Consider the following 26201-nt stretch of genomic DNA (forward strand, 5'->3'; position numbering starts at 1 on the left):
CGAACACCATTCCCATCGCAGCCCGCTTGTAAGAACCGCCTTACAGCGGCACTCTCTAACGACAAAGCACACCCGGATTTTTCGCTGGAGAACGGCAGATGACCGATATTGATGCACGCTTGCGCGAGGACGTTCACCTGTTGGGTGAGCTGTTGGGCAACACCATTCGTGAGCAGTACGGTGACGATTTTCTCGACAAGATCGAGCAGATCCGCAAGGGCGCCAAGGCCGACCGTCGTGGCTCGATGGACGCCGAACTGAGCGCCAGTCTCAATCAATTGACTGAAGACGAGTTGCTGCCGGTCGCACGAGCGTTCAACCAGTTTCTCAACCTGGCCAATATCGCCGAGCAGTATCAGCTGATTCACCGCCGCGAAGAGTCGCAGCCCGCGCCGTTCGAGGCGCGGGTGCTGCCGGAGTTGCTCGCTCGCCTGCGTGCTGAAGGCCATGGTGCCGACTCCCTGGCCCGACAATTGGGGCGCCTGGAAATCGAGCTGGTGTTGACGGCTCACCCCACTGAAGTCGCTCGGCGCACGCTGATCCAGAAATACGACGCCATCGCCGCGCAACTCGCCGCGCAGGATCATCGCGACCTGACCAGCGCCGAGCGCGAGCAGATTCAGTCGAAATTGCAGCGATTGATCGCCGAAGCCTGGCACACCGAAGAAATCCGCCGTACTCGCCCGACGCCGGTGGACGAAGCCAAATGGGGCTTCGCGGTGATCGAGCATTCGTTGTGGCAGGCGATCCCCAATTATTTGCGCAAGGCCGATAAAGCCCTGCATGACGCCACCGGCCTGCATCTGCCGCTTGCGTCCGCGCCGATTCGCTTTGCTTCATGGATGGGCGGCGACCGTGATGGTAACCCCAACGTCACCGCCGCCGTGACCCGCGAGGTTTTGCTGCTGGCGCGCTGGATGGCGGCCGATTTGTTCGTGCGTGACGTCGATCACCTCGCCGCCGAGTTGTCGATGCAACAGGCCAACGATGCGCTTAAAGCCAAGGCCGGGGACAGCGCAGAGCCCTATCGCGCGGTGCTTAAGCAGTTGCGTGAACGCCTGCGCGCCACCCGGAGCTGGGCTCACGCCTCTCTGACGAGCGCCACGCCGGCGACCGCCGAGGTGCTGCAAAACAACCGCGACCTGCTTGATCCGCTGGAGTTGTGTTACCAGTCGCTGCATGAGTGCGGCATGGGTGTGATCGCGGACGGTCCGTTGCTCGATTGCCTGCGCCGGGCGGTGACGTTCGGCTTGTTCCTGGTGCGCCTCGATGTGCGTCAGGACTCGTCGCGGCATACCGCGGCCATGACTGAAATCACCGATTACCTGGGCCTCGGTCGCTATGAGGACTGGAGCGAGGAAGAGCGAATCGCCTTCCTGATGCGTGAACTGAATAACCGTCGGCCATTGCTTCCGGCATACTTCAAGCCCTGCGCCGACACCGCCGAAGTGCTCGCCACGTGCCGGGAAATCGCGGCCGCACCGGGGGCTTCGCTCGGTTCGTATGTGATTTCCATGGCCGGCGCCGCTTCCGATGTGCTCGCTGTGCAGTTGTTGCTCAAAGAGTCTGGCGTCCTGCGGCCGATGCGCGTGGTGCCGCTGTTCGAAACCCTCGCCGACCTCGACAACGCCGGCCCGGTGATTGAAAAACTGTTACTGCTGCCGGGTTATCGCGCGCGCCTGCAAGGGCCGCAGGAAGTGATGATCGGTTACTCCGACTCGGCCAAGGACGCCGGCACCACCGCGGCCGCCTGGGCGCAGTATCGGGCGCAGGAGCGGCTGGTCGATATCTGTCGCGAGCAACAAGTGGAGCTGCTGTTGTTCCACGGTCGCGGTGGCACCGTGGGCCGTGGCGGCGGTCCGGCCCACGCGGCGATTCTGTCGCAGCCACCGGGTTCGGTGGCGGGGCGGTTCCGCACCACTGAGCAGGGGGAAATGATTCGCTTCAAGTTCGGCCTGCCGGACATCGCCGAACAGAACCTCAATCTGTACCTGGCGGCGGTGTTGGAAGCGACCTTGCTGCCACCCCCCCCCCCGGAGCCTGCGTGGCGCCATTTGATGGACGAATTGGCGGCAGACGGTGTCAGCGCTTACCGTGCGGTGGTGCGGGAAAATCCGCAGTTCGTCGAGTATTTCCGTCAGTCCACGCCGGAACAGGAACTGGGGCGACTGCCGCTGGGCAGCCGCCCGGCCAAACGCCGCGCCGGCGGGATCGAAAGCCTGCGGGCGATCCCGTGGATCTTCGGCTGGACTCAGACCCGCTTGATGTTGCCAGCGTGGCTCGGCTGGGAAGCGGCGCTGAGCAAGGCGCTGGAGCGCGGTGAGGGCGAGTTGCTGGGGCAGATGCGCGAGCAGTGGCCGTTCTTCCGGACCCGTATCGATATGCTGGAAATGGTACTGGCCAAGGCCGATGCCGATATTGCCCAGTCCTACGATGAACGCTTGGTTGAGCCAGATTTGTTGCCTTTGGGTGCGCATTTACGCGACCTATTGTCGCAGGCGTGTTCAGTGGTCCTGGGGTTGACTGGTCAGTCGCAGCTGCTGGCACATAGCCCTGACACCCTTGAATTCATCCGCCTGCGCAACACCTATCTCGACCCGCTACATCTATTGCAAGCCGAACTGTTGGCCCGTTCACGGCAACAGGAAGTAGCACAAGGCAGCCCGGTAGAACAGGCGTTGCTGGTGTCTGTAGCGGGGATTGCCGCCGGTTTGCGCAATACCGGCTAAGGTTTTCGTCGTGGGGGGAAGGCACCCGGCGCGCGCGTCGAGTGCCTGGGAGCGAGGGGCTAAAAAGTGCTGTCAGGCGACAGTTAATGATGGGGTTGCGACTTGGGGTACCCCATTGCAAGGTCACATAAGGCGTAGGTTTCTCCGACTTTCGGCGGCTTGTGTGCTCAGGGCCTGCTGTGTATCTTGATCAGCCTCTGGCCGTTTGGGCGGCCACGACCCTATTTTTGAGATTGGCCCCACGAGGCGAATCTGACGTTATCTATATAAAAAATTGAGGAGCACATCGATGCGCGTCATTCTGCTGGGAGCTCCGGGGGCCGGTAAAGGTACTCAGGCTAAGTTCATCACCGAGAAATTCGGCATTCCGCAAATCTCCACTGGCGACATGCTGCGCGCCGCGGTCAAGGCCGGCACCGAACTGGGCCTGATCGCCAAGAGCGTCATGGACAGCGGCGGTCTGGTCTCCGATGACTTGATCATCAACCTGGTCAAGGAACGCATCAGCCAGGCCGATTGCGCCAAGGGTTTCCTGTTCGACGGTTTCCCACGCACCATTCCTCAGGCCGAAGCCCTGGTGAAAGCCGGTGTCGAACTGGACCACGTGGTCGAAATCGCCGTCGATGACGAAGAAATCGTTCAGCGTATTGCCGGTCGCCGTGTTCACGAGGCCAGCGGCCGCGTGTACCACACCGTCTACAACCCGCCGAAAGTTGCCGGCAAGGACGACATCACCGGTGAAGACCTGGTACAGCGCAAGGACGACACCGAAGAAACCGTGCGTCATCGCCTGGCGGTCTATCACTCCCAGACCAAGCCACTGGTAGACTTCTACCAGAACCTGGCCGCTGCTCAGGGCAAGCCGAAGTACAGCCACATTGCTGGCGTTGGCTCGGTTGAAGCGATCACCGGCAAGGTGCTTGAAGCGCTGAGCTGAAAACCGCTTGATCTTCTACGGCCCGCTTGCGGGCCGTAGTTGTTTATACTGGCGCACTTTTTCTGACATCTCTTACGGATACATCGATGAGCACCTTGCTGGCCCTGGACACCGCGACTGAAGCTTGCTCCGTTGCCTTGCTGCATGATGGCAAAGTCACGAGTCATTACGAGGTGATCCCGCGCCTGCACGCGCAGAAGCTACTGCCGATGATTCAGCAATTGCTCGCCGATGCCGGTACCACCCTGCAAGCGGTCGACGCCATTGCTTTCGGCCGTGGGCCGGGGGCTTTCACCGGCGTGCGAATTGCGATTGGTGTGGTGCAGGGCCTGGCGTTTGCGCTGGATCGCCCGGTACTGCCGGTGTCGAACCTGGCAGTACTGGCGCAGCGCGCGTACCGCGAGCATGGCGTGAGCCAGGTGGCGGCCGCCATCGATGCGCGGATGGACGAAGTGTATTGGGGTTGCTACCGCGAAACGGCAGGGGAGATGCGACTGGTCGGCAATGAGGCCGTGCTGGCGCCGGAAGCGGCGGCATTGCCGGCGGATGCCAGCGGCGAATGGTTTGGCGCGGGCACCGGTTGGGGTTATGCCGAGCGCATCGCCGTCAAGCTGACTGGGCAAGAGGCAGGCATGTTGCCCCACGCCGAAGACTTGTTGACCCTGGCGCGGTTTGCCTGGGCGCGCGGTGAGGCGATAGTGGCGGATGACGCGCAACCGGTTTATCTGCGCGATAAAGTGGCGACCCCTAAAGCACGGTAAATTCCAATACCGGGTTGGTCCCTTCGCGAGCAGGCTCGCTCCCACAGGCTCTACGGCTAACCTTTGTGGGGACCCTTTGTGTTTCTCCCACAGAATCTGCGCCAACCCTTGTGGGAGCGAGCCTGCTCGCGAAGGCGATGTAAGCAACACCGCCAATCGTCGTTTTATACCCCCGGTCTTTAAACCTTTTTGCATTTCTGTGTTCTAGTTATCACCAAGCGGTTTGCGAAGTTGGCAATGCGCCACTAAACTGCCATCACTGATACCGGACATGTACTCATGCGTATAGACGGCGTTTCCTCTCAGTCCTACCCCATCAAGCGCAAGCCTCGCAAAGGCGCTGTGGCGGAAGACGATTACGTCGATATCGACGGTGAGCTGGAAATACCTTCGGAAGCGCAAATGGCCGCCCGCGCTGCCAAGGCTTCCGCGCAGCGCCTGGCTAATCTGCCGGCTCGTCAACAAGACCTGATCTACCACCGCGCCATGAGCAAAAGCGTGGCCACGGCACTCGCCAGCTACCTGAGCACCGCCAGGTTTGTCGATTGGGATTCGGATGTGCTGGGCCTCGACCTGTACATCTGATGTGGCTGCCTTATTACCTGGGCTGCCCATCCTGGAGTGAAAACGCCTGGCGCGAATACCTCTATCCCCCCGATGCCAAGTCCTGCGAATTTCTAACGCTCTATTCTCAAGTATTCAACGCCGTGGAAGGCAATACGACCTTCTACGCGAGCCCTGCTGCCAGCACCGTGCAGCGCTGGGCCGCGACCATGCCCGAGCACTTTCGCTTCACTGCCAAATTCCCCGGCGGCATCAGCCACAGCGGTGACTTGCGCGAACAATTGACTGCAGTCGAAACGTTCCTGCAATTGCTCAGCCCCTTGGGCGATCGCGTGTCACCCCTCTGGCTGCAATTGTCGAAAAGCTTCACGCCTCAACGATTGCACGAGCTGGCGGGGTTTATCGACGCAGTGGACAGGCCTCTGGCCATCGAAGTGCGGCACGACGATTTCTTTGCCAAGGGCGATGCCGAGCGCGGGCTCAATCGTCTGCTGCGGGATCGCGGAGTCGAGCGCATTTGTCTCGACCCACGCGCGCTGTTCAGCTGCGTGTCGACGGATCCTTCGGTGCTTCACGCCCAATCAAAAAAGCCCAAGGTACCGCCGCGTCCGGCAGCCTTCACCCAGTTCCCGCAAGTCCGTTTCATCGGTCATCCCCAGTTGGAGGCTAACGATCCCTTCCTCGTGCCGTGGGTCGAGAAAATCGCCCAGTGGATCGAAGAGGGCCGCACGCCCTATATCTTCCTGCATACCGCCGATAACCTGCTGGCCGCCAGACTCGCGCAACGTTTTCACGCAAAACTGATGCTGCGTTTGCCTGGCCTGCCGCCGTTGCCTGAGCTATACAGAGAGCCCGCCATCGAGCAGCTTGGCCTGCTCTGAGACGGATTCCCTGCTTTTTCAGGAGCCTGCCAATGGATGCGCAAACCCTTCGAGCCCAGGCGTTCAAAGCACTGCATGAACGCGACGGCGCTTTTGTCATTCCCAACCCTTGGGACGCTGGTTCGGCGAAAATGCTCGCCAGCCTGGGTTTCGAGGCGCTGGCGACCACCAGCGCCGGTTATGCCTTTTCCAAAGCCCGTCCCGATGGTGGACTGACCCTGGACGATACCCTGGCAAACGTACAGGCGATTGTCGCGGCCACCGATCTGCCGGTAGCAGTCGACCTGGAAAACGGTTTCGCCGACAACCCGGCGGACTGCGCAAAAAGTATTTTGCGCGCGGCAGAAGTCGGTGCCGTCGGCGGCTCGATCGAAGATGCCACGGGCCGTGAGGACGCGCCGATCTACTGCTTCGAACATGCCGTGGCCCGCATCGAAGCGTCCGTCGCTGCAGCCCGCAGTTTGCCGTTCCCTTTCATGCTGACGGCGCGGGCCGAGAACTTTCTGCATGGTAACCCTGATCTGGCCGATACCATTCGCCGCTTGCAGGCCTTTGCCGAAGCGGGGGCCGACGTGCTGTACGCGCCCGGTCTGCGCAACGCCGACGACGTCCTGGCGGTGGTGCGCGCGGTGGCGCCGAAACCGGTCAATGTCTTGATGTCTGGCGGGCTGAAACTGACGGTCGAGCAACTGAGCGAAATGGGCGTTAAACGGATCAGCGTGGGTTCAGCGCTGGCGTTGGCGGCCTATGGCGAGTTCTACCGCGCTGCTGAAGAGATCCAGAAATCAGGCACGTTCGGGTTCACCTCGCGGTCGATGCCGTATCAGCAGGCCAATCAATTGTTCAAACGCTGACAACGCGGTTTCGATAGCGGCTTTGTCGCTGAGGTTTATGCGGCGATGCGCAGGTTTTGCAGGACGATTGGGCGTGCCCAGCCGTTATCGAAATCGAGCTGTTTCTGTTGTTCCACCAGCTCTTGCGGCGAGAACGGCGGGAATGGCTTGTCCAGCAGATGGAGTTCGAACTCGGCGATCGGCAGGTGCAATGGACGCGGTTGGGGGGCCGGACCGGCTTCTGGCACAGGTTGACCGGCGGCCAGCACGATCGGGCGAACCCAGCCGCTTTCGAAATTCTGTTGTTGCTGTTGCGCGACGATTTCTTCTGTCGGGAAGGGAGGGAACGGTTTGTCGGCCAGGTCCATGTCGAACTCGGCAATCGGCAGGAACAGTGGCTCAGGAGGGCGAACGGCGGTTTCCTTCACGTCACATTCACGCTGGGAAACGATGTGTGCCAGCAGTTCGCTGCCCACCGTTGGTTCGACCGGGCTGTCGAGATCGACCGGTGGAAAGTTGAGAGAAGCCGGCAACCCATCGCTCGACTGATCGGCCAATGCCTGGGCAAAAAAATCTTGCCAGTGCTGGCTGACACCGCTCAGTGCTTGGCTATTTCGCAGGCGGTAATCGCCGTAGGGCGAGATAAAACCTGTGATTGTGGGTTGAATGTCTGACATTTCTCTCGGTCGACGCTGAGGTCTGGCAAAATGCTCGATAGTTTTGTTATCGGCCGTTTTTGCCGATCATTAATTTTTTTGAGCGTGCTTTCCCATGATTGAGCAACCTGCCGCCTGCCGCATCCATGTCGAGGCCTCGGCTCCGGCGTTTCAGCCACAAGCCGAGCAATGGGCCGAGCGCCTGGGCTTGCCTATGCATGTGGCTGACGGCGAGTTTGCCTTGCAAGTGGGCGAGCAGGGCTTGCAGCTGCAACAGCTGGGTGCTGATGCGCCAGGGCCGGTGCGGGTGGACTTCGTCGAAGGCGGCGCGGCCCATCGCCGGTTGTTCGGTGGCGGTACGGGGCAAATGATCGCCAAGGCCGTTGGCATCGCGCAGGGCGTGCGTCCGCGTGTGCTGGATGCCACGGCAGGGCTGGGCAAGGATGCGTTCGTGCTGGCCAGCCTGGGCTGCGAGATGAGCCTGATCGAACGCCAGCCGTTGATCGGTGCGTTGCTTGAAGATGGCCTGGCCCGTGGCGCGGAAGACTTCGACGTGGCGCCGATCGTGGCGCGCATGCATTTGCTCAAGGGCAACTCAATCGAGGTGATGCGCAACTGGGAAGGCGAGCCTCCGCAGGTGATCTACCTGGACCCCATGTTTCCCCACCGTGAGAAAACGGCACTGGTGAAGAAAGAAATGCGCCTGTTCCGGCCGTTGGTGGGTGATGACCCGGACGCTCCGGCACTGCTTGAAGCGGCCTTGGCACTGGCCAGCCACCGGGTGGTGGTCAAGCGGCCGCGCAAGGCGCCGTGCATTGAGGGGCCGAAGCCGAGCCATGCGCTGGATGGGAAATCCAGTCGGTATGATATTTACCCGAAGAAAGCGCTCAAACCTTAGACTGCATCGCGCCCTTCGCGAGCAGGCTCGCTCCCACACTGGATCGATGCAACTCCGAAGATCCCCTGTGGGAGCGAGCCTGCTCGCGAAAGCGCCCTCACAGTCGACGATGTTTGCACTGGTCAACTAATTCCGGACACCTCGATAGGTGTTTTTTCTACGGCCTACATCGATCTGATCCATTGTGGGAGCGAGCTTGCTCGCGATTGCGGTGTGTCAGCCTCAGTTAATGTCGCCTGACATGACCTCTCGCGACCAAGCTCGCTCCCGCAGGTTCGGCGTTGAAGCTTAGAGCGTACCAAACACCTTCTTCGCCAAACTGGTCGCCGCAGCCGCCGGGTTCTGGCGGATGGTTTCTTCCTGTTTGGCGATCATTTCGAACAAACCGTTCAACGCCTGTTCGGTCACGTAGTTTTCGATGTTGGCGTTCTTCGCATCTACCACGCCGAGCGTTGCCGCCTGGCCTGCGAACGAGTTGTACTGTTTGGCCAGGCCGACCTGGTCGGTGGATTGTTTGACGATCGGCAGGAACTTGACGCGGATCTGTTCGCGGCTGGTTTTGTTCAGGTACTGGGTGGCCGAGTCGTTGCCGCCGCTGAGGATGCCTTTGGCGTCTTCCACGGTCATTTTCTTCACGGCGTCCACGAGGATCGGCTGGGCCTGGGTCACGGCGCTTTCGGCTGCTTTGTTCATGCTGGTTTCGAGTTGATCGACCTGATCACCCATGCCGAATTGCTTCATTTTGCTGGCGACCTTGCCCAGTTTGCCCGGCAGTTCGATTTTAACGTCCGGGTTATTGCTGAAGCCGCCCGGTGTGCCGAGTTGTTTCACGGCCAGTTGCGCACCTTGGGTCAGGGCATCCTTGAGGCCGCCAGTGGCGTCCTTTTGTGACAAGTCACTGAGCGACAGGGCCAGGGCGCTGGCGGAGATCATCAAGCCTGCACACAGGCCGGCGAAGCGAAGGGTAGGGCGGAACATGTCGGCTTCCTTGTACAAAAGTGGAATTAGCGGGTGGCGTCGACGCGGACTTTCAGCGGCTACGCGTCGCTGCCATCCAGTTGTACGGTGTGATGTTCGGTGGTGATGAACATCAATTTGCTATTGACGTCGATGCGCGCGCTGATGGAATAGCGATGGCCGGGTTTGACCTGTGCCGGATCGTAGCTCAGATGAAAGGGAAGTGGCACTTGGCTTTTGATGGGGCCTATGTGGGAGCGAGCAGGCTCGCTCCCACAGGTTTTTTTGCATCAGGTTTCGGGTTTTGTTGCGACCTGATCCGCCGCATCTTCACTGCGATGCAACGCGACCTGACGGATCGACAAACGAATCTCCGCCGGCAACACGCGCTTGGCCGCGCCTTCGGCCAGTTCGCCGAGCAGTTCGTGGTAGCTCAACTTGCCGGCTTCATCGCGCTTGAGCACGTCGAGGTTGAGCATTGTCTGGATGAAATGGCGGAACAGGCTCTTGTCGAAAAACTCCGGAGCGTTCAGGCCATGCAGGATCGACAGGCGCTGGGCCATGACCGTGCACAGGTCTTCCAGTTCTTCGGCGCTGATGCTGTTTTGGCCGCTGTTGAGCAGCAGGGAAACGGTCATGTAGAAGCGCTGCAGGGTTTGCGCGATGCTTTTCGACAGCAGTGTCAGCAGCACAAAATGCCGTGAGCTTGGCGCCGGGCGCAGGTAGACATTATTCTCGAATCGCAGCAAGCCTTGCTCGACGAACGCTTCGAGCCATTGGTCGATCACCGTATCGAGTTCGTCCAGCGACCAGCGTATGAACAGCTCGGATTGCAGGTACGGATAGAGCGCGCGGGTGTAGCGCAGGATCTGCTCGCGACTCATGCGCGACGCGCTCTGGAAGAAGCTCGCCAACAACGCCGGCAGGGCGAAAATGTGCAAAACGTTGTTGCGGTAGTAAGTCATCAGGACGGCGTTTTGCTCATCCAGGTACAGGATTTTGCCCAGGGCATCGCTCTGCTCGGACAGCAAATTCATGTCCTTCACATGCTCGATCAGCGCCCGGCCGTCACCTTCCGGCAACGTGGTGTGCGGCGAATACGGTACTTTGCGCAACAGCGCCAGATACAGGTCCAGCACCCGCGCCATGGCGCGATCGTCCAGCGCCAAACGGCTGGTGGACAGCAACGCCAGCGCCACCAGGTTGACCGGATTGATAGCCGCTGCTTCGTTCAGATGTTGCGCGACTTTCTTGCCGAGACGGTTGGTGGTTTCGTTCAGCCACGCCGGTTTGAATTGCGGGCCGAGTTCCTGTTGGCGCCAGTCTGGCTGTTCGCTGTCGAGGAACTCGGCCAGTTTGATCGGCTCACCGAAATTCACCGCCACTTGGCCGAAACGCTGTTTGAGGGCGCCGATGACCTTGAAGATGTCGAAGATCGACTCTTTCTTCTTGCTCGCGCCACGCAGTTCGCCGAGGTAGGTGCGGCCTTCGAGTACGCGTTCATAACCGATGTACACCGGCACGAACACGATGGGCATGCGCGACGAGCGCAGGAAACTGCGCAGGGTGATCGCCAGCATCCCGGTTTTGGGTTGCAGCATGCGCCCCGTGCGGGAACGGCCGCCCTCGACGAAGTACTCCACCGGGAAGCCTTTGGTGAACAGGGTGTGCAGGTATTCGTTGAATACCGAGGTGTAGAGCGGGTTGCCTTTGAAGGTGCGACGCATGAAGAACGCACCGCCGCGTCGCAGCAGGCTGCCGATCACCGGCATGTTCAGGTTGATGCCGGCGGCAACGTGCGGTGGAGTCAGGCCGTTGCGAAACAGCAGGTACGAGAGCAGCAGGTAATCGATGTGACTGCGGTGGCACGGCACATAGATCACTTCGTGACCCTGGGCGACGTTCTGCACACCTTCGATGTGGTTGACCTTGATCCCGTCATAGATCTTGTTCCAGAACCAGCTCAGCACCACTTCCAGAAAACGGATCGCGGTATAGGTGTAGTCCGACGCGATCTCGTTGCCGTAGCGCAGGGCCTGGGCCTTGGCTTTCTCCGGGGACATGTTCTCGCGCTCGGCTTCATCGAGGATCGCCTGCTTGACCAGCGGCTGATTGAGCAGGCCTTTGACCAGGTTGCGACGGTGGGAAATGTCCGGGCCGATGACGGCGGCTTTCAGATTGCGAAAGTGCACCCGCAGAATTCGCTGGGCCATGCGCACGGTGCGCTCGTGGCCTTTGTTGTGGTCGATCAGTTCCCGCAGATGAATCGGCGCGGAGAACTGCACGCGGGTTTTTCGGCCCAGCACGATGATGCTCAGCAACCGGCGCAGACGTCCGGTGACCGCCCAGCTATCGGCGAAGAGCAATTTCCATGGGCTCGATTCGCTGTCGGGCGACTGGCCCCAGAACACACTCACCGGAATGATCTGCGCGTCTTCGGCGGCGTTCTGGCTCAGGGCGCTGACCAGGCGAGTCAGGGTCGGCGGCGCGCCACGCTTGTCCTGGCGACCGAGCCAGTCGGGCTCCGGTGTCAGGTAGAAGAAGGCGGCGGGCTCCAGCAGATTGCCGACCGACACTGGCAACACCGGGCGGGGCAGGCCGGCTTTGTTGCATTCGGTGTCGACTACGGCGAGGTCAGTCAGTGAAGGGTTTTGCAGGACGTAGAACACCGGACGACTGCGGTCGAGGTTGAGGGTGAACGACGACTGGTTGATCGTCTCTGAGCGAACCCAGAGATAGAGCAGTCGGCGCAGGGTACCAAACACCAGACGGCGGAACGGGGAACGGGTCATACGGCTTCTGCGCAAGTGGATAAAACCGAGCGTTTGCTCGGGCGGTCGATAGTGTGCCGTATTCGCTGAAAATCGGCAAAAAGGCGGCTAAGTAAAGTGAGTTGAGAGTTTTGACGGCTGTCATATACTCGGCCGTTCAAAATAAAAATAAGGGGGTACTGATTCATGGCTACGCGCGAAACCGGCAACGTGAAGTGGTTCAACGACGCCAAGGGCTACGGCTTCATTCAACGCGAGGACGGGGTAGACGTGTTCGTGCACTACCGCGCAATCCGCGGCGAAGGGCATCGTTCGCTGGAAGAGGGTCAGCAGGTTGAATATGCCGTGGTGACCGGCGAGAAAGGCTTGCAGGCTGAGGATGTGGTGGGGGTGTAAACCCACTCTTCACATCACACAAAAACAATGTGGGAGTGAGCCTGCTCGCGAATGCGGTGTGTCAGCCAATGTTTATCTCGACTGATACACCGCATTCGCGAGCAGGCTCGCTCCCACATGTGATCGATGGTTAAGCGGTTTTCCAGGTGATTTCTTCTTCGCCATCAGCGCTGATCCGCATCCAGCGATCCGCTGTCTCTTCACCTTCTTCCTCGACCCAACTGCCCGGCGCGCAACGCACTTCGACATTCAGCGCGGCAAACGCGGCGCGGGCGCAAGCGATGTCGTCTTCCCATGGGGTCTGGTCGCTTTCCAGGTACAGGCTGTTCCATTTGCCGACTGCTTTTGGCAGCCAGGTCACCGGCACGCTGCCGGCCTTGCACTTGTAGGTCTGACCTTTCTGAACCCAGTCGGTGCATGGGCCCAAAGCCGCGCCGAGCCAGGTGGCAATGGCCTTGTAGTCGACGTCGGCGTCTTTCAGGTAAATCTCGATATCGGGTTGGCGCATGGATGTCCTCACTGCGGGTCTGAAAAATCCATTCGCGGATTTAGCCGGTCTCAAGCCGTTGCTCAAGACCAAAAATTATTGAAGTACGAAATAATCGTAGCGCATTGAAACAGTGACCTCGAACGGCTCAGTCTGTTCGATGACTGCCGTCCGGCGTTCGGCACTGGCACGCCAGCCGTGGGGCGTCATGGCCAGCAGGTTCGCACGGTCCTGACCGTTTTCCAGCGTCAGTTTGAATTCCAGGGTTTCGCTGTGTTGCAGTGCCATGCCTTCCGGCACCAGTGCCAGATGCTTGTCGTCGGTGTATTCACGGACTTCGTCGTACAGTCGCTCGCGAAGTTCCATCAGATGGCCGCTGGTCGGCCCGACCTTCATCAAGCCGCCACCGGGGCTTAGCAGGCGCTTGGCTTCTTCCCAATCCAGCGGGCTGAAGACACTGGCGAGAAACTGGCAGCTGCCCGACGCCAACGGCACCCGGGCCATGCTGGCGATCAACCAGGTCAGCTGCGGGTTGCGTTTGCAGGCGCGTTTGACCGCTTCCCGGGAGATGTCCAGCGCATAACCGTCGGCGTTGGGCAAAGCCTCGGCGATTTGCGCGGTGTAGTAACCCTCGCCACACCCGATGTCGAGCCAGTGCTGCGGCGCGTAGTGCGCGGCGAGTTCGGCCAGGCGCTTGGCTACCGGCGCGTAATGGCCGGCATTCAAGAAGTCGCGACGGGCTTCGACCATCGCCAGGTTATCCCCAGGGTCGCGGCTGTTTTTGTGCTGCACCGGCAGCAGGTTCAGGTAACCCTGGCGCGCGCGGTCGAAACGGTGCCCGGCGGGGCACGCCACGCCGTTGTCCACCGCGTTCAGCGGTTCGCTGCAGATCGGGCAGGCCAGCATCAGGCGAGCAACTTGATCAGGGTCTGGTAGTAGATTTCGGTCAACACGTCGAGGTCGGCCGCCAGCACACGTTCGTTGACCTGGTGGATTGTCGCGTTGACCGGGCCCAGTTCAACCACTTGGGTGCCCATGGTCGCGATGAAACGACCGTCGGAGGTGCCGCCGCTGGTGGACGCTTTGGTATCGCGACCGGTGATGTCCTTGATGCTCGCCGATACCGCATCGAGCAGCGCGCCCGGTTCGGTGAGGAACGGCAGGCCCGACAGCGCCCAATCCACGTGCCAGTCCAGACCATGCTTGTCGAGGATGTCGGCGACACGCTTTTGCAGGCCTTCGACGGTGGATTCGGTGGAGAAGCGGAAGTTGAACACGGCCACCAGATCACCCGGGATGACGTTGGTCGCGCCGGTGCCGGAATTGACGTTGGAGATCTGGAAGCTGGTCGGCGGGAAGAAATCGTTGCCGTGGTCCCAGTGCTCGGCGGCCAGTTCGGCCAGCGCCGGAGCGGCGAGGTGGATCGGGTTCTTCGCCAGGTGTGGATAAGCCACATGGCCCTGCACACCGCGCACGGTCAGCTTGGCGCCGAGGGAACCACGACGGCCGTTCTTGACCACGTCACCCACCAGCGTGGTGCTCGACGGTTCGCCGACGATGCACCAGTCCAGACGTTCCTTGCGCGCGGCGAGGCGTTCGACCACCGCCTTGGTGCCGTGATGCGCCGGGCCTTCTTCGTCGCTGGTGATCAGGAACGCTACCTTGCCCTTGTGATCCGGGTAGTCGGCCACGAAGCGCTCGGCGGCCACGGTCATGGAGGCGAGACTGCCTTTCATGTCGGCCGCACCACGGCCACAGAGCATGCCGTGTTCGTCGATCACCGCGTTGAACGGGTCGATCTGCCAGGCCGTCACCGGACCGGTCGGCACCACGTCGGTGTGACCGGCGAAGCACAGCACCGGGCCGTCGTGTTTGCCGTGGGTGGCCCAGAAGTTATCCACATCTTCGATGCGCATCGGTTCCAGGGTGAAACCGGCATCGCCCAGGCGCTGCATCATCTGCTTCTGGCAATCGGCGTCGACCGGCGTCACGGATGGACGGCGGATCAGGTCGATGGCGAGTTGAAGGGTCGGCGAAAGGTCGGCGTGGGCCGTCATGGAAAACTCCGGAAACTGTCAATGTGTAGGAGCGAGCTTGCTCGCGATGGACGTTAACGATAACGCGTGCGATCTGGATAACCACGTGCCCTTGCGTTTCTCGCGAGCAAGCTCGCTCCTACATGTATTGGGCTTGGCCCTTGAGCCAGGCTCTGCAAAATGGCGGTTATCTTAAAGCAAAACGGCGGCCATTGGCCGCCGTTTAGTGCATCTGTGCTGATTTAGACGGCAGGTAGAGGCTCAGCCTCGGCTACCGGTTTGGGCAGCGAAGACAGGAACGCCATGATCAGCGCCGCCAGGTACGGCAACGACTGCACCAGCAACATGGTCACCCAGAAGCGCATGTCGTTGCTCGGCAAACCGTTCACCAGGAAGATCCCCAGCGCCGCGCCCCACAACAGCAGCATGATGAACATTTCTTCGCGAGCCTCCGAAATCGCCACCCAGAAGCCGTGGTTATCGGCGTTTTTCGGCGTGCGGAAGAACGGAATGCTGCTGGTGAAGAAGCCGTACAGCACCGCTTTGGCGATGGTGTGCGACAACGCCAGCCCGGCCAGCGCCGCGCAGAATGCATCCTTGAGGTTGACCCCGACCGCACGACGGTAGAGGAAGATGATCTTGCCGACCTTGAACACAAACAGCGCCAACGGCGGGATCGCGAAAATCAGCAAGGGCGGATCGACCCGCTGCGGCACGATGATCATCGCTGCCGACCACAACAAGGCGCCGACGGTGAAGAAGATGTTCATGCCATCCGCGACCCACGGCAACCAGCCCGCGAGGAAGTGGTAACGCTGGCCACGGGTCAGCTCGGTGTCCTTGCCGCGCAGCAAGCTGGCGGTGTGACGCTTGATGATCTGAATCGCCCCATAGGCCCAGCGGAAACGCTGTTTCTTGAAGTCGATAAAGGTATCGGGCATCAGGCCTTTGCCGTAGCTGGTGTGGTAATACGCCGCCGACAGGCCTTTTTCGAACACCCGCAGACCCAACTCGGCGTCTTCACAGATGCACCAATCGGCCCAGCCCAGCTCTTCGAGCACCGAGCGCCGGGTCATGGTCATGGTGCCGTGCTGGATGATCGCATCACGATCGTTACGGGTGACCATGCCAATGTGGAAGAAGCCTTTGTATTCCGCGTAGCAGAGCTTCTTGAAGGTGCTTTCGTTCTGATCGCGATAATCCTGTGGCGACTGCACCACGGCAATTTTCGGGTCGGCGAAATGCGGCACCATGTGCTTGAGCCAGTTCCGATCGACGCAGTAGTCCGAGTCGATCACGGCAATGACTTCGGCGTCCTTGGCGGTGTGCGGAATCAGGTAATTCAGCGCGCCACCCTTGAAACCGGCCAACGGTGCAACGTGGAAGAACTTGAAGCGCGGGCCGAGGGTTTCGCAATAATCGCGCACCGGTTCCCAGACCGCCGGGTCTTTGGTGTTGTTATCGATGATCAGGACTTCGAAGTCCGGATAGTCGAGGTTGGCCAGTGCGTTGAGGGTCTGTTTGACCATCTCCGGCGGCTCGTTGTAGCACGGTACGTGAATCGACACTTTCGGTCGGTAGTCCGACTCGCCTTCCACCGGCAGGAATTCACGCCGGCGTTTGTGGGTCCAGACCGCTTCGGCCAGTTCGTGGGCCTCGGCCAGCAGGACGATAAATACCCCGAGTGCGCCAAGCGCCAGCAGGAAACCGACCGTCAGGCTGAACCATGTGCTGTATTGCTGGCTGTAGTCGTAACCGATCCAGACCAATACCGAACCGCACAAGAAGGCGATAAAGGTCAGGAAGGTGCGGCCACGTTGGCGCAGGGCGGAGCCGTCGATCATCAGCAAGGTCAGGGACAGCAAGGCCAGCACTGCCGAACCGATGGCCAGCACGCGCCATTGCGGGATCGCCACCACCGGGCCTTCGAAGTTGAATTTCTGCTGGCGTGCGGCGTTGAACACGCCCCAGTAAGCCCCCACCGAACCTTCGTCACTGGCCTTCCACGGCTGGTCGAACGCTTCGATCACGAAGTAGTTGAAGCCTTGGCGGTTGAGTTTGTTAACCAATGTGCGCAGGTAAATCGCCTGATCCGCCGGGCTCGCATCGGTGCCGCCACGCATGCGGCCGTTGCTCGGCCAGCCAACCTCCGAGAGCAGCAGTGGCTTTTTCGGGAACATCTTCTTCAGGTCGCGGGCGCGGTCGAGAACGAACTGGCCGGCCTTGTCCACCGGGATGAACTCCCAGTAAGGCAAAACGTGCGCGGCAATCAGATCGACGTGCTTGGCCAGTTCCGGGTGTTCTTCCCAGACGTGCCACTGCTCGGACGTGGTCACCGGCACTTTCACGGCGGCGCGGACGCGATCGAGGATCACGCTCAGTTGCGCGGCGGTAATTTCCTTGCGGAAGATCGCCTCGTTACCGACCACCACACGAACCACACTGCGGGTAGTGTTGGCCAGTTCGATGGCGCGCAGAATTTCGCGCTCGTTGCGTTCCTGGTCCGGGCTGATCCAGATCCCCAGGGTCACCCGCAGGCCGAATTCCTCCGCCAGTTTGGGAATGTCTTCCAGCGTACCGTCGACTGAGTAAGTACGGATGTTGTCCGTCAACTTGCTCATGATCTCCAGATCGCGACGCATTTCATCGTCGGTCGGGTACTGCTCTTTCTGTGGGTACTGGCCTTGCTGGAACGGCGAGTACGAAAAGCCGGAGATCTGTTCTGGCCAGTTAGGGGCGGCGACGGGGCGATTGATCAGCGCCCAGAAGCCGGTAAACAAGGCAGCGATGGCGAGCACCACGACCAGGTTGAGTCCAAATTTACGCGATGACATAGCTATTTCAGGTTCCAAAGGCTGTGGAACGAAGGAACGGTTGGCGGCTGGCTGCCTAGGGGCAGGGCGCGCATCCTACACTGGAGGTTCTCTGACCGTACAGCGAACAGGGAAACGCCCGACATTGGGCACTGCGGTTTCACATAAGTTCTTACACTTGTCGCAGGAAGGTTAAAAGTTCTCCCGCAGTGGCCCTATAATGCGCGCCGGTTTTTGGGGTAATGGTCATGAGTACAGAAGATCCACGGTTTGCCGGCATCGCCCGTTTGTATGGCATCGAAGGCCTCGAACGCTTGCGCGCGGCGCATGTGGCGATCGTCGGCGTCGGTGGCGTCGGTTCCTGGGCGGCGGAAGCTGTCGCCCGTTGTGGCGTGGGCGAGATTTCGCTGTTCGACCTGGACGACGTCTGCGTCAGCAACGCCAACCGTCAGCTGCACGCGCTGGACAGTACCGTCGGTAAACCCAAGGTCGACGTGATGGCCGAGCGCCTGCGCGGGATCAACCCCGATTGCACGGTGCACGCGGTGGCGGATTTCGTCACCCGCGAGACCATGGCCGAGTACATCACGCCGAACATCGACTGCGTGATCGACTGCATCGACAGCGTCAATGCCAAGGCGGCGTTGATCGCCTGGTGTAAGCGTCGCAAGATCCAGATCATCACGACCGGTGGTGCGGGCGGGCAGATTGACCCGACGTTGATTCAGGTGTGCGACCTGAACCGTACGTTCAATGATCCATTGGCCTCGAAAGTGCGTTCCACGTTGCGCCGCGATTACAATTTCTCCCGCACCGTGACCCGCCATTACAGCGTGCCGTGCGTGTTTTCCACCGAACAACTGCGCTACCCGAAACCGGATGGCAGCATTTGTTTGCAGAAGAGTTTTGTCGGCGACGGCGTGAAGCTGGACTGCGCTGGCGGGTTTGGCGCAGTGATGATGGTGACGGCGACGTTCGGCATGGTCGCGGCGACCAAGGCTGTGGATAAGATTGTGGCGGGGGTGCGGCGCCCTGCGGATCGGGTTAAGCCTGAGGTTTGAGGGGTGTGGCTGATGGCCCCTTCGCGAGCAGGCTCGCTCCCACATTGGAATGCGTTTCCCTGTGGGAGCGAGCCTGCTCGCGAAAGCGATTAACCAGCCAACTCCTTCATTCGCTGTAACACGGCATTCAGACCATTACTGCGCGACGGCGATAGCTGCCGCGAAAGCCCCAGCTGATTGAACCAATCCGGCAAATCCACCTGCTGCAACTCACCCGCCGACAACCCGTTGACCCGCGCCAGCAGCAAAGCCACCAACCCGCGAATCAACCGTGCATCGCTGCTCGCGGCAAACTGCCAGTGGCCGTCATTCAACGAACCCACCAACCACACCTGACTTTCACAGCCGTGCACCCGGTTGGCATCGACTTTATCCACATCGCTCAACGCGGGCAGGCGATCGCCCCACTGCATCAGCAGTCGCGCCCGTTGTTCCCAACCCGCGGCCTTCTGAAAAGCCTCCAGTGCATGTGCAGCCTCAGCAGGCAAACTCATCGCAACAACTCCAGCGCTTGATCCAGCGCTTCGAAGAACCGTTCCAGGTCTTCGGAATCGTTGTACAGCGCCAACGAAACCCGAATCGCCCCGGCCAGTTCAAAGTGCTTGAGCAGCGGCATAGCGCAATGATGCCCGGCGCGTACCGCAATCCCTTGTTCCGTCAGCAGATGCGCCAGATCAGAGTTATGCACACCCTCCACGACAAAACTCGCCAACGCCAGTTGAGGTTTGCCCAGCAGTCGAATGCCGTTGCGCGCCTCAAGACCTTTGAGCAAATAGTCATGCAATGCGGCTTCGTGAGCCGCGACCGCCTCCTGATCGAGAGCGGCGAGGTAATCCAGCGTCGCCCCCAGACCAATCACACTGGCAATCGGCGGCGTGCCTGCCTCAAACCCCAGTGGGGCAGGGCGAAACCGCGCGTCGTGGTAATTGGCGTCCAGCACCATTTCGCCGCCGAACTGCCAATGATGCAGTTGTTCCAGCGCTTCATTGCGCCCGAACAGCACGCCCAGGCCATCGGGGCCATAGAGTTTGTGGCTGGAAAACACATAAAAGTCGCAACCCAGCGCCTGCATGTCATGCCGACCATGCACCACGCCTTGAGCGCCATCGACCACGGTCAGTGCGTCGTGCGCCTTGGCCATCGCCAGCAGCGCGGGCAACGGCTGCCAGGCGCCGAGCACGTTGGACAGCTGACTGACCGCCAACAGGCGCGTGCGCGGATTGATCAACGACGCCGCAGCCTCCAGGTCGATCAAACCGTCGGCATCCAGTGGCAGGATCACCAGTTTCAGCGCGCGACGGTGGGCCAGTTGCTGCCACGGCAGCAGGTTGGCGTGATGTTCCAGAGCGCTGATGACAATCTCATCGCCCGGATCGAATAAGTGTTCCAGGCCATAGGCCAGGAGGTTCAGTGCGCTAGTGGCGCCGTGGGTAAAAATGATCTGCCCGCTATTGCCGGCATTCAGCCAATGGGCGACTTTGCTGCGGCTGTCCTCGAACGCCTGGGTGGCATGAGCGCCGGGCAAGTGTTGCGCCCGATGCACATTGGCCGCGCCATTGGCGTAGTAATGCGCCAGGGCATCCAGCAAGGCTTGAGGTTTTTGCGTGGTGGCGGCGTTGTCCAGATACGTCTGGTCTTGCCGTTGCAATGCGACGATAGCCGGAAAGTCGGCGCGCCAGGGGGAGGGAATCATCATGTTGTTCGGCCCTGGTGACATGGGCGGATATACGGCTGACCTTGTAGGAGCGAGCTTGCTCGCGATGGACGTTAACGATAACGCGCGGTACCAGACAGCACGTGTTGTCCATGTGTTCTTCGCGAGCAAGCTCGCTCCTACAGGTGATCGTTTGGCGTTCTGCTTAGTTGTGAGCGTGCAGCGCTTCGTTCAGTTCGATCGCCGATTTGTGGGTTTTGCATTCCACGGCACCGGTTTCCGAATTGCGGCGGAACAGCAGGTCAGGCTGACCGGCCAGCTCACGGGCCTTAACGACTTTGACCAGTTTGTTGTTTTCGTCCAGCAGCGCCACTTTGGTACCAGCGGTCACGTACAGGCCCGATTCAACGGTGTTGCGGTCGCCCAGCGGGATACCGATACCGGCGTTCGCGCCGATCAGGCAGCCTTCGCCAACCTTGATCACGATGTTGCCACCACCGGACAGGGTGCCCATGGTCGAGCAACCGCCGCCCAGGTCCGAACCTTTGCCGACGAACACGCCAGCCGAGACACGACCTTCGATCATGCCCGGGCCTTCAGTGCCCGCGTTGAAGTTGACGAAACCTTCATGCATCACGGTGGTGCCTTCGCCCACGTAAGCGCCCAGACGAATACGTGCCGCGTCAGCGATACGCACGCCGGCCGGAACCACGTAGTCGGTCATTTTCGGGAACTTGTCCACCGAGAACACTTCCAGCAACTCGCCACGCAGGCGGGCTTCGAGTTGATGCTCGGCCAGTTCAGCCAGGTCGATCGCGCCCTGACTGGTCCAGGCGACGTTCGGCAGCAGCGGGAACACGCCCGCCAGGTTCAGGCCGTGCGGCTTGACCAGACGGTGGGACAGCAAATGCAGCTTGAGGTAAGCCTCAGGCGTGGAGGTCAGTTGGGCATCTTCGGCCAGCAGGGTCGCGACCAGCGGCTTGTGGCTCTCGGCCAGACGAGTCAGCAATGCGGCTTGGCCGGCATCGACGCTTTTCAGCGCTTCAGCCAGTTGCGAGGCCTGGGCGGTGCTGAACGCGATGGCCTGATTGCCTTCGGTGTAGCCCAGAACCGGGGCAATGGCAGCGACCAGTTCGGCCGACGGGTTGAGCAGTGGCTGCGCGTAAAACACTTCCAGCCATGCGCCTTGACGGTTTTGAGTGCCGACACCAAAGGCCAGGCTGAACAGGGTAGTGGACATGTTGATACCTCTTACAAAATGGTACGGGCTGCCTTACTTGAGCGCTGCCGCGTAGATATCTGGCTTGAAGCCAATCAGGGTTCGGTCACCGAGATCAAGCACCGGGCGCTTGATCATCGAGGGTTGTGCGAGCATCAATTCGATGGCTTTGCGCTGGTCGAGATCGGCTTTGCGTTCGTCGTCGAGCTTGCGAAAGGTCGTGCCTGCACGGTTCAACACCACTTGCCAGCCGTGCTCATCGCACCATTGGGTCAGGTGGTCACGGTCGATTCCGGCCGTTTTGTAATCGTGAAAGTCATAGCTGACAGCGTGTTCATCGAGCCAGGTGCGCGCCTTTTTCATGGTGTCGCAGGCTTTGATTCCGAAAAGGTGCAACGTTTTGCTTGAAACGGTCAAGGAATTGCCCCCTTTGCAGGTGCTGGAAAAAAAAGGTGACGGATTATGCCATGACCGTTCAGTTAAAACGCAAAACCCTGTGGGAGCGAGCCTGCTCGCGAAGGCGGTGGGTCAGGCAACATTTAGGGTGGATGTTACATCGCATTCGCGAGCAGGCTCGCTCCCACCGGGTAATCAGGCTGTCCGTGACCACGTGCGACATTGGTACAACGGTCAGCCGGCAGTCTAAGCGGCTAATATGGCACTTCAATGCTGTCGATTGCCGGGAACCGCGCTTTTATGCAAACCGCCTACACCGTCCTGATTATGCTGATGCTGGTCGGCGTTTCACGCCTGATCGGACGAGTGATTCCCTTGCCTTTGCCGCTGGTGCAAATTGCCGCCGGCGCGTTGCTGGCGTGGCCGACCCTCGGGTTGCATGTGGCGCTGGACCCCGAGTTGTTTCTTTTCCTGTTCCTGCCGCCGCTATTGTTCTCCGATGGCTGGCGCATGCCCAAGCGTGAGTTGTGGCGGCTGCGCGGGCCGATTCTGACGTTGGCGGTCGGCCTGGTGCTGTTCACCGTTGTCGGCGCGGGCTATTTCATTCATTGGCTGTTGCCGAGTATTCCCCTGCCGGTGGCGTTCGCCCTGGCGGCGGTGTTGTCGCCGACGGATGCCGTGGCGGTCTCGGCGATCTCCCAGAACCGCTTGCCGACACCTCTGATGCACATGCTGCAGGGCGAGGCGTTGATGAACGACGCTTCGGGCCTGGTGACGTTCAAGTTCGCGCTGGTTGCGGCGGTGACCGGGGTGTTCTCGCTGGCCAATGCCAGCCTGACGTTTGTGCTGGTGGCCGTTGGCGGACTGGCGGTCGGTGTGGCGTTGAGTTGGCTGGTCGGGCGCTTGAGGGCGTGGATGATTGATCGCGGCTGGGATGATCCGGCGACTCACGTCGTCTTCATGTTGCTGCTGCCGTTTGCCGCGTATGTTTTGGCAGAGCGCGTGGGCGCCTCGGGCATTCTGTCAGCGGTGGCGGCGGGAATGATGCAGAGCTGGCTCGATCTGCTGCCGCGCCAGACCAATACCCGCTTGCTCAATCGCAGCGTCTGGTCGTTGCTGGAATTCGCCTTCAACGGCTTGATCTTCCTGCTGTTGGGCTTGCAGCTGCCGGACATCATCAAGGCTGTCGCCAGTCATGAAACCTCGCTGTGGCCGACGCTGCTTTATCGTTGCCTGGATGTGGTGGCGATTTTCTGCGTGTTGCTGCTGTTGCGGTTTATTTGGGTACAGAGCACTTGGCGCCTGTCGGGTCTGCTGCGCCGGCTGCGCGGGCAAGGTGAGATGACGCACGTGCCTACAGCGCGCTCATGCTGGTTGCTGACGGTCGGCGGCGTACGTGGGGCAGTGACGTTGGCGGGTGTCTTGTCGGTGCCGATACTGATGGGCGGCGATGCGTTTCCTGAGCGGGATTTGCTGATCTTCATCGCGGCCGGGGTGATTCTGTTGTCGCTGATTGCCGCGTGTATTGCTTTGCCACTGCTGCTGCGCGGTATCGAGAAAAGCCCGGACGACAGGCGTCGCAATGAAGTGCGTGACGCCTGGCGCAAGACCGCCGAAGCGGCGATTCACTCCTTGGAAATCAACGAGGCCAAGCCTGTGGATGCGGCTGAGGCAGCATTGTCCGCCGAACTCAAGGCGCGGATCATGTCTGAGTATCGGCATCAGTTGGAGGTGTTCAACGATTCGGCAGAGGCCCAGGCGCTGGCGTTTCAGATGAACTTGCTGGAGCGACGTCTGCGCGTGAAGGCGTTGCGAGCGCAACGCCTGGAGTTGTACAAGCTCAGTCGTCATCACCAGATTGGTGATGACGTTTTGCGCGAGGTACTGGCTGAGCTGGATTTGAGTGAAGCCAACCTGGGCGTCGTCCCGTAGCCGATTGTTAAAATGCCGGTGGGTTGGATGGCGCTAAAGTTGCGCTCAGTCTTTGGGATAAGCGTTGCGCATCATGGCGATGTCGCCGTTGCTGATTGCCCATGATTCCGATTGTCCCCAGTTGCCAACAGTCCACTCGTTGGGAATTTCATAATGCATGACCGAGTCTCCGTCATAAGGCTGGTAAGTGAACTGGTCGCTCAGGGGCAGGGGCAGGATATTGGCATCAACGACGCTCTTGTCCCAGCCGAAAGTTTGTGCACAGTGCCTATAGGTGTTTGGTACATCCCACGGTATATCCGAGTTGGGGTGTTGGTGAGCATGTAGGGCCCCCAGAGCATGTCCAAACTCATGTAGAACGACAAATCTGAACCGATGGCTGCCAGGCGTCCAGTTCAGGTACATGCTGGGCCCGCGTCTTTGCTCGTCGGTGCCGCCTATATCATCAATGAGTGCATCGGTACCAATTTGCGAGGCCTCAATCCCGTCTGGCCGATTGAGGAAAATGCGTATATCGCCAATATCACCTTTTACAAAGTCAAATGTCAGGTTTACGTAAGGCAGCCATTCACTGGCGGCAGCTCGGACCTCTTCAATGGCTTCGTCGCTGGCGTTGTACATTGCGATTTTTAGTGTTTTTCCAGGTTTCCAGAATTTGGTATGGGAGCCAACGTTTCTTTTACGGCGACTGCCGGTGTTGTTGGTATTGATCGGATGTTCATTGGTGGCGGCTGAATAAGATGCGGTGTCACTAACGGGTTGAAGTATTCGGCATGAACTAAATGCAGTCATGGTTATTACATCCTTGTAAGTATTGTTTTTGGTTTGGTGTATTACGATAGTTGCCAGCTGTTTGAGAGCGAATATGAAGTTAATTTCAAATAGGCGGTTTGTATATGCGTGTCTTGTAACTGAAGATAAAACCCGCACTGCATTGCACAGTGCGGGTTTACTAAAGTTATTACTTGTGGGAATTAATGAAGCTGCGAATTCGCTCGGCCGCTTCAACACATTCCGCCAGTGGAGCAACCAGCGCCATGCGCACACGACCTGCGCCTGGATTGAGGCCATCTACTTCACGGGACAGGTAAGAGCCCGGCACGACCGTCACATGTTCTTCAACGAACAGATCGCGGCAGAACGCTTCGTCATCACCTTCAACATTCGGCCACAAGTAGAATCCACCGTCCGGACGCTGAACGTCCATCACCGGGCTGAGGATTTCCAGCACCGCATCATACTTCTCGCGATACAACGCACGGTTGGCGCGTACATGCTTGTTGGGTGTTGATTCTCATGATTGATTAGTAGGGGTAAAGTAATTTCATGATTTGTTTGTCTTTTTTGCTGATCTTGCGATTGATCGGAAGCTCCCAGTTACCCAATGTTAATGTGTTGGGTACTGGATAGTGCATGATGGACGTCTTGTCGTAGGGCAGGTAGAAAGCATCGGAAGTGTTGAATGGCGTAAATATGTGCCTGTCAATTTGTTCTCGAGAAAGTGGATTCATCTCGCGATTCTGATAGAACTCATAAACTTTAGGCTTGTCCCAAGGGATGTTCGCGTTTGGATGCTGGTGTTCATGCATCGCGCCCAGTGCATGGCCGAATTCGTGGATCACAATTACCTCGAAATCCTCGTGCTCAGGATTGACGCCGAGGTTCATGGTTGGCTTGTCCGGATGAACCAACAGCGAGTTGGTACCTAGTACTGCGCTATTTTTGTTGTTTTCGGTGGCGATGCGAATGTCACCCTGATTGCCATCGACAAAATTAAAGCAGAGGTTAACAAATGGCAACCAATGTCTGGCTGCGTCTATGATCTTCTGTTTATGGTCGACGTCCAGGTTGTTCATAAAGGCAATTTTTAAGGCTCGACCGTTTTCCCACAATTTCGGATAGTTGACCAGCGAGCGTTTGAGGCGATTGCCGCGGGGCAGTCCTGCATCGGCAGGATTTTCGGTGATGGCAGCTTCATCAGATGCAGGGTCGTGTTTACACTGTGTTGGCTGGTAATCCAGGATGCTGTTCATTTTTTACTTCCTCCTTGAAGTCTAGAGTAAAAATTATTTACCTTTGATGTCCGTAACTTTTGTGTTTATTTGGCGTGCGGTACTGCATCATCAGGTGAAATGATGGATGTTGAAGAGTTGCTTGCCACTTCCTTGATAGCGTCCTTCCGGTGGTTGCAACTTCGTGGGGTGAGAGAATATAGAGCGA

The 26201-nt window shown here is 59.5% G+C and carries 23 protein-coding genes and 2 pseudogenes; 10 read left to right on the forward strand and 15 right to left on the reverse strand.

All coding sequences use genetic code 11. The features are described 5' to 3' along the window. Positions 1 to 98: 98 nt before the first annotated feature. The 6 genes from ppc (at position 99) to AC1MDT_RS27440 (ending at position 6726) form a co-directional block, all read left to right on the forward strand. Complete coding sequence (gene ppc / locus AC1MDT_RS27415; RefSeq protein WP_480419821.1) at positions 99 to 2729, forward strand: phosphoenolpyruvate carboxylase; 2631 nt, start codon at positions 99 to 101, stop codon at positions 2727 to 2729. Positions 2730 to 3018: 289 nt separating this feature from the next. Further along, positions 3019 to 3666, forward strand: coding sequence for an adenylate kinase (adk, locus tag AC1MDT_RS27420; RefSeq protein WP_480419822.1), 648 nt, complete (start codon positions 3019 to 3021; stop codon positions 3664 to 3666). A gap of 86 nt (positions 3667 to 3752) precedes the next feature. After that, entirely contained in the window at positions 3753 to 4427 is a 675-nt protein-coding gene (tsaB, locus tag AC1MDT_RS27425; protein WP_480419823.1) for a tRNA (adenosine(37)-N6)-threonylcarbamoyltransferase complex dimerization subunit type 1 TsaB, read from the forward strand. Positions 4428 to 4706: 279 nt separating this feature from the next. Next, complete coding sequence (locus tag AC1MDT_RS27430; protein ID WP_480419824.1) at positions 4707 to 5012, forward strand: hypothetical protein; 306 nt, start codon at positions 4707 to 4709, stop codon at positions 5010 to 5012. After that, on the forward strand, positions 5012 to 5872 hold the full coding sequence (locus AC1MDT_RS27435) for a DUF72 domain-containing protein (protein WP_480419825.1): 861 nt from the start codon (positions 5012 to 5014) through the stop codon (positions 5870 to 5872). The genes AC1MDT_RS27430 and AC1MDT_RS27435 overlap by 1 nt, the downstream gene beginning before the upstream one ends. A 32-nt stretch (positions 5873 to 5904) precedes the next feature. Continuing rightward, positions 5905 to 6726, forward strand: a complete 822-nt coding sequence (locus tag AC1MDT_RS27440; RefSeq protein WP_480419826.1) for an isocitrate lyase/PEP mutase family protein — start codon at positions 5905 to 5907, stop codon at positions 6724 to 6726. A gap of 35 nt (positions 6727 to 6761) precedes the next feature. Here AC1MDT_RS27440 and AC1MDT_RS27445 read toward each other — a convergent pair whose 3' ends face one another. Beyond that, on the reverse strand, positions 6762 to 7382 hold the full coding sequence (locus tag AC1MDT_RS27445; RefSeq protein WP_480419827.1) for an energy transducer TonB: 621 nt from the start codon (positions 7380 to 7382) through the stop codon (positions 6762 to 6764). Positions 7383 to 7476: 94 nt separating this feature from the next. Between AC1MDT_RS27445 and AC1MDT_RS27450 the strand changes: the two genes are divergently transcribed. Next, positions 7477 to 8259 (forward strand): class I SAM-dependent methyltransferase, encoded by a 783-nt coding sequence (locus AC1MDT_RS27450; RefSeq protein WP_480419828.1) that lies wholly within the window; start codon positions 7477 to 7479, stop codon positions 8257 to 8259. A gap of 288 nt (positions 8260 to 8547) precedes the next feature. On the opposite strand, the gene AC1MDT_RS27455 is transcribed toward AC1MDT_RS27450, so the two are convergent. The 3 genes and pseudogenes from AC1MDT_RS27455 to plsB form a co-directional block, all read right to left on the reverse strand. Further along, on the reverse strand, positions 8548 to 9237 hold the full coding sequence (locus tag AC1MDT_RS27455) for a DUF4197 domain-containing protein (protein ID WP_480419829.1): 690 nt from the start codon (positions 9235 to 9237) through the stop codon (positions 8548 to 8550). A gap of 59 nt (positions 9238 to 9296) precedes the next feature. After that, positions 9297 to 9464, reverse strand: a pseudogene (locus tag AC1MDT_RS27460) (YbaY family lipoprotein); the annotation flags it as partial. Positions 9465 to 9506: 42 nt separating this feature from the next. Continuing rightward, on the reverse strand, positions 9507 to 12008 hold the full coding sequence (gene plsB / locus AC1MDT_RS27465; protein WP_480419830.1) for a glycerol-3-phosphate 1-O-acyltransferase PlsB: 2502 nt from the start codon (positions 12006 to 12008) through the stop codon (positions 9507 to 9509). A 165-nt stretch (positions 12009 to 12173) separates the two neighbouring features. On the opposite strand from plsB, the gene AC1MDT_RS27470 reads away from it, so the two are divergent. Then, positions 12174 to 12383, forward strand: a complete 210-nt coding sequence (locus tag AC1MDT_RS27470) for a cold-shock protein (protein ID WP_480419831.1) — start codon at positions 12174 to 12176, stop codon at positions 12381 to 12383. A 130-nt stretch (positions 12384 to 12513) separates the two neighbouring features. On the opposite strand, the gene AC1MDT_RS27475 is transcribed toward AC1MDT_RS27470, so the two are convergent. The 4 genes from AC1MDT_RS27475 to AC1MDT_RS27490 all read right to left on the reverse strand — a co-directional run bounded on the left by AC1MDT_RS27475 (position 12514) and on the right by AC1MDT_RS27490 (position 17740). Then, positions 12514 to 12891, reverse strand: coding sequence for a hypothetical protein (locus tag AC1MDT_RS27475; protein ID WP_480419832.1), 378 nt, complete (start codon positions 12889 to 12891; stop codon positions 12514 to 12516). A 75-nt stretch (positions 12892 to 12966) separates the two neighbouring features. Then, entirely contained in the window at positions 12967 to 13776 is an 810-nt protein-coding gene (locus AC1MDT_RS27480; RefSeq protein WP_480419833.1) for a putative RNA methyltransferase, read from the reverse strand. After that, entirely contained in the window at positions 13776 to 14927 is a 1152-nt protein-coding gene (gene dapE, locus AC1MDT_RS27485; RefSeq protein WP_480419834.1) for a succinyl-diaminopimelate desuccinylase, read from the reverse strand. The genes AC1MDT_RS27480 and dapE overlap by 1 nt, the downstream gene beginning before the upstream one ends. 221 nt (positions 14928 to 15148) lie before the next feature. Continuing rightward, the gene (locus tag AC1MDT_RS27490) at positions 15149 to 17740 is read right to left on the reverse strand and encodes a glycosyltransferase (RefSeq protein ID WP_480419835.1); all 2592 of its coding nucleotides are present in this window, start codon (positions 17738 to 17740) and stop codon (positions 15149 to 15151) included. A gap of 227 nt (positions 17741 to 17967) precedes the next feature. Here AC1MDT_RS27490 and tcdA point away from each other — a divergent pair, with 227 nt between their 5' ends. Further along, the gene (gene tcdA, locus AC1MDT_RS27495; protein WP_480419836.1) at positions 17968 to 18780 is read left to right on the forward strand and encodes a tRNA cyclic N6-threonylcarbamoyladenosine(37) synthase TcdA; all 813 of its coding nucleotides are present in this window, start codon (positions 17968 to 17970) and stop codon (positions 18778 to 18780) included. Positions 18781 to 18869: 89 nt separating this feature from the next. On the opposite strand, the gene AC1MDT_RS27500 is transcribed toward tcdA, so the two are convergent. From AC1MDT_RS27500 to AC1MDT_RS27515, 4 genes are all read right to left on the reverse strand, one after another. After that, positions 18870 to 19274, reverse strand: coding sequence for a SufE family protein (locus tag AC1MDT_RS27500; RefSeq protein ID WP_480419837.1), 405 nt, complete (start codon positions 19272 to 19274; stop codon positions 18870 to 18872). Further along, on the reverse strand, positions 19271 to 20476 hold the full coding sequence (locus AC1MDT_RS27505) for an aminotransferase class V-fold PLP-dependent enzyme (RefSeq protein WP_480419838.1): 1206 nt from the start codon (positions 20474 to 20476) through the stop codon (positions 19271 to 19273). The genes AC1MDT_RS27500 and AC1MDT_RS27505 overlap by 4 nt, the downstream gene beginning before the upstream one ends. A 163-nt stretch (positions 20477 to 20639) precedes the next feature. Further along, positions 20640 to 21674: a 2,3,4,5-tetrahydropyridine-2,6-dicarboxylate N-succinyltransferase gene (dapD, locus tag AC1MDT_RS27510; RefSeq protein WP_480419839.1), complete on the reverse strand. Its 1035-nt coding sequence runs from the start codon at positions 21672 to 21674 to the stop codon at positions 20640 to 20642. 33 nt (positions 21675 to 21707) lie between these two features. Beyond that, a complete protein-coding gene (locus AC1MDT_RS27515) occupies positions 21708 to 22070 on the reverse strand; it encodes an ArsC family reductase (RefSeq protein ID WP_480419840.1) in 363 nt (120 codons plus the stop codon). A gap of 279 nt (positions 22071 to 22349) precedes the next feature. Here AC1MDT_RS27515 and AC1MDT_RS27520 point away from each other — a divergent pair, with 279 nt between their 5' ends. Further along, a complete protein-coding gene (locus AC1MDT_RS27520) occupies positions 22350 to 23981 on the forward strand; it encodes a Na+/H+ antiporter (RefSeq protein ID WP_480419841.1) in 1632 nt (543 codons plus the stop codon). Between the two features lie 45 nt (positions 23982 to 24026). On the opposite strand, the gene AC1MDT_RS27525 is transcribed toward AC1MDT_RS27520, so the two are convergent. From AC1MDT_RS27525 to AC1MDT_RS27535, 3 genes and pseudogenes are all read right to left on the reverse strand, one after another. Further along, entirely contained in the window at positions 24027 to 24773 is a 747-nt protein-coding gene (locus tag AC1MDT_RS27525) for a zinc metalloprotease (protein ID WP_480419842.1), read from the reverse strand. Positions 24774 to 24942: 169 nt separating this feature from the next. Further along, a pseudogene (locus tag AC1MDT_RS27530) lies at positions 24943 to 25257 on the reverse strand (aminotransferase class I/II-fold pyridoxal phosphate-dependent enzyme); the annotation flags it as partial. Positions 25258 to 25285: 28 nt separating this feature from the next. Beyond that, on the reverse strand, positions 25286 to 26014 hold the full coding sequence (locus AC1MDT_RS27535) for a M12 family metallopeptidase (protein WP_480419843.1): 729 nt from the start codon (positions 26012 to 26014) through the stop codon (positions 25286 to 25288). Positions 26015 to 26201 lie beyond the last annotated feature (187 nt).

This window comes from Pseudomonas sp. ASL7 (genome assembly GCF_056680375.1).